This window comes from Caulobacter sp. P1_B12_2, from assembly GCF_056406675.1.
Window position 1 is genome coordinate 1 of record NZ_JBFTZS010000526.1, and the last position, 2912, is coordinate 2912.

6 protein-coding genes are annotated in these 2912 nt (G+C 66.6%); all 6 read left to right on the forward strand.

Annotated elements, in window-relative coordinates:
- On the forward strand, window positions 1-318 hold a 318-nt coding region (locus tag AC1DZ6_RS22700; protein ID WP_477099376.1), incomplete at its 5' end, for a thiamine pyrophosphate-dependent enzyme.
- 133 nt (window positions 319-451) lie between these two features.
- The gene (locus AC1DZ6_RS22705; protein WP_477099377.1) at window positions 452-730 is read left to right on the forward strand and encodes a BrnT family toxin; all 279 of its coding nucleotides are present in this window, start codon (window positions 452-454) and stop codon (window positions 728-730) included.
- On the forward strand, window positions 720-1007 hold the full coding sequence (locus AC1DZ6_RS22710) for a BrnA antitoxin family protein (RefSeq protein WP_477099378.1): 288 nt from the start codon (window positions 720-722) through the stop codon (window positions 1005-1007). Before AC1DZ6_RS22705 ends, AC1DZ6_RS22710 begins: the two co-directional genes overlap by 11 nt.
- Window positions 1007-1558 (forward strand): acetolactate synthase small subunit, encoded by a 552-nt coding sequence (gene ilvN / locus AC1DZ6_RS22715; protein WP_477099379.1) that lies wholly within the window; start codon window positions 1007-1009, stop codon window positions 1556-1558. The genes AC1DZ6_RS22710 and ilvN overlap by 1 nt, the downstream gene beginning before the upstream one ends.
- Before the next feature lie 2 nt (window positions 1559-1560).
- A complete protein-coding gene (locus AC1DZ6_RS22720; RefSeq protein ID WP_477099380.1) occupies window positions 1561-2427 on the forward strand; it encodes a hypothetical protein in 867 nt (288 codons plus the stop codon).
- Between the two features lie 97 nt (window positions 2428-2524).
- On the forward strand, window positions 2525-2912 hold a 388-nt coding region (locus AC1DZ6_RS22725), incomplete at its 3' end, for a hypothetical protein (RefSeq protein ID WP_477099381.1).

Below are 2912 nucleotides of genomic sequence, written 5' to 3' on the forward strand. Positions count from 1 at the left end.
GGCATGGTCCGCCAGTGGCAGCAGCTGCTGCACGGCRAGCGCTACAGCCACTCCTATTCCGACAGTCTGCCCGACTTCGTGAAGCTGGCCGAGGCCTACGGCGCCGTCGGCATCCGCTGCTCGGACCCGGCCGAGCTGGACGGCAAGATCCTGGAAATGATCAACAGCGACAAGGTCGTGGTCTTCGACTGCCGCGTCGAGAAGCACGAGAACTGCCTGCCGATGATCCCCTCGGGCAAGGCCCACAACGAAATGATCATGGGCGACGTCGAGGACATCGGAAACGTGATCGGGGCGGCGGGGGCCGGGCTGGTCTAAAAGCCCGGTTTCTTCGCTTTAACTCCGCCGCCCCTTTCCTCAATCTCTCCGACTGAGAGTGACGAGGGGGAGCGGGCGATGGGGTGGATAAGCTTGACGAATAAAGTTTGTGCGCACAAAATTGTACGTACAAATGTCGTTTGAGTGGGATGCCGAGAAGGCGAGACTCAATCTCGCCAAGCACGGAATTTCGTTCGAGTTCGCTCAACGGGTATGGGACGATCCTCATGTCGCATTCCTGCTGGATCGCGTGGTCGATGGCGAGCAACGCTGGCACGCTGTCGGCCTTGTTGGGAATGCCATGATCGTGCTCGTGGTCCATACCTATCCGGCAGGAGACGATGACGACCATGTCARGATCATCAGCGCCCGAAAAGCGACGCCCTCGGAAAGAAGGCAGTATGAACAGTAAGCCGTTCAGCGCCGAAGAGCTGGAACAACTGGCTCGTCTGGAAGCTTTGCGCGACGAGGATATCGACCTCAGCGATATCCCCGAACTCACGGAAGAGCAGTGGGCGACGGCTTTCCGTCCCGGCCTGCATCGCCCGATCAAACTGCCCGTCACCATCCGGCTCGACGCCGACGTCGTAGGCTGGTTCAAGGAACATGCGGGCGACAAGCCCTATCAGACCGAGATCAACCGCGTGCTGCGCCAGCATGTGGCCAAAGCAGAAAAGAAGCGCGCCTGATGACCACCGACCTTCAACCCGCCTCCGCTTACGACATGCCCGGCGCCGCCCAGGTGGAGCAGACCGCGACCTTCGCCCTGCTGGTCGACAACGAGCCGGGCGTGCTGCATCGCGTGGTCGGGCTGTTCGCGGCCCGCGGCTACAACATCGAAAGCCTCACGGTCGCAGAGACCGACCACAAGGCCCACACCAGCCGGATCACCGTGGTCACCCGCGGCACCCGCCAGGTGCTGGACCAGATCGAGGCCCAGCTGAACAAGGTGGTCAATGTCCGCCGCGTGCACGACGTGACCCGCGACCCGAACGGCGTCGAGCGCGAGTTGGCGCTGGTCAAGGTGCGCGGCCAGGGCGTCGACCGCGTCGAGGCCCTGCGCATCGCCGAGATCTTCCGCGCCAAGCCGGTGGACACCACCCTGGAAAGCTTCGTGTTCGAGATTTCGGGCGTGCCGTCCAAGATTGACAAGTTCCTGGACCTGATGCGCCCGCTGGGCCTGGTGGAACTGTCGCGCACCGGCGTGCTTTCCATCGAGCGGGGCGTTGAAGGAATGTAGTCATGACGGGCGCGATGCTTTTGGCCGGCCTCCTGACGGGGCTCACCCTCGCCGGCCAGCAACCCGCTCCCCAGGCTGCTCCGCCGCCGCCTCCCGACCCCGTCGTCTGGTGGTCGCCTGAAATCCCCAAGCCGCCGCCCGAGCAGGACCCGTTCCAGGGCCGCCGTCTGCGTCCGGGCGAGCAACTGGTCCCGATCGACAACGGCGTGGATCCCCTGCTCTACCGCCTCTGGGGCCTGCAGCCCCTGCAGAGCCAACTGATCAAGCGCGGCGAACTGGTGCTCGAGGTCTGGGCCCGGCCGGCGACAGGCGTGCGCCAGGCGGTGGTCCGGGTGACCGTGCGCCGCGACGGCCGCGCGTTCGTCCAGGCCCGCGCCGGCCTCGGCTGCTGCACGCCGGAGATCGGCCGCCGGGTCGACATCGACGCCGAACTCGCGACCCAGCAGATCGCCCCGCTGAAGGCCCTGCTCGGCGCGCCGCTGTGGAACCAGCCCCGCTCGGTGATCGTCGACTACGGCGGCGGCGCGGTGGAGCCGGTGTGCCTTGAGGGCGTCTCGTGGGACGTGACCCTGCTGGTGCCCGGCCAGGCCCGTCACCTGCGCCGGGCCTGCGACGACGCCGAGGTCGGCTCGATCGCCCCGGCCCTGGCGGCGGCGCTTTCGGCGGCTTCGGGCCGCGACGCCCGGTTCGACGCGATGTTCGCCCGCGGCGGCGACTTCTCGCGCCAGCAACAGGCCTACGACTCGCTGATCGCCTCGGGCGGCCGGCTCAAGGCGGGAACCAACAACCGCGCCCAGCCGTCCGCCGTGCCGACGCCGCCGGACGAGGAGCCGCCGCAAGGCGCTCCGCCGTCACCTCCCGACAAGTAGGCGGCCTCAACCCCCGCCGGCGCTTGCGCGCGGCGATTGCGGATTCGAGATAACGGCGTTATCAGACTTGACCATAAGTCTGGGGGGAGACGCCGACATGACCAAGATTGTTTCGCTGAAAGCCTTGCTGACCGCCGCCGGCGTCTTCGGCGCTCTGCTCTGCGCGACGTCCGCCGCTCAGGCCCAGGCGGTTCCGAATACGCCTCAGGTTCAGTTCGTCCCCTCCGCGGAGGTTCCGTCGATCCCCGCCGGACTGCAGACCGCCTGCATCAACGCGCCGGTCGACGRCGCGCCGACCAGCAAGACGTGCCCCGTCATCTATTACGGCCCGACGAAGACCTGGATCTTCAGCTACGCCGATAACCGTCCTTCGTTCGCCGTGGTCACCTTCGACGGGACCGGCAAGGTCCTGCGGAACGTCGAGGCCCACGGCGCGCGCTACATCTTCGACGTGTTCAGCGACGACCAGGGTCAGAAGCTGACCC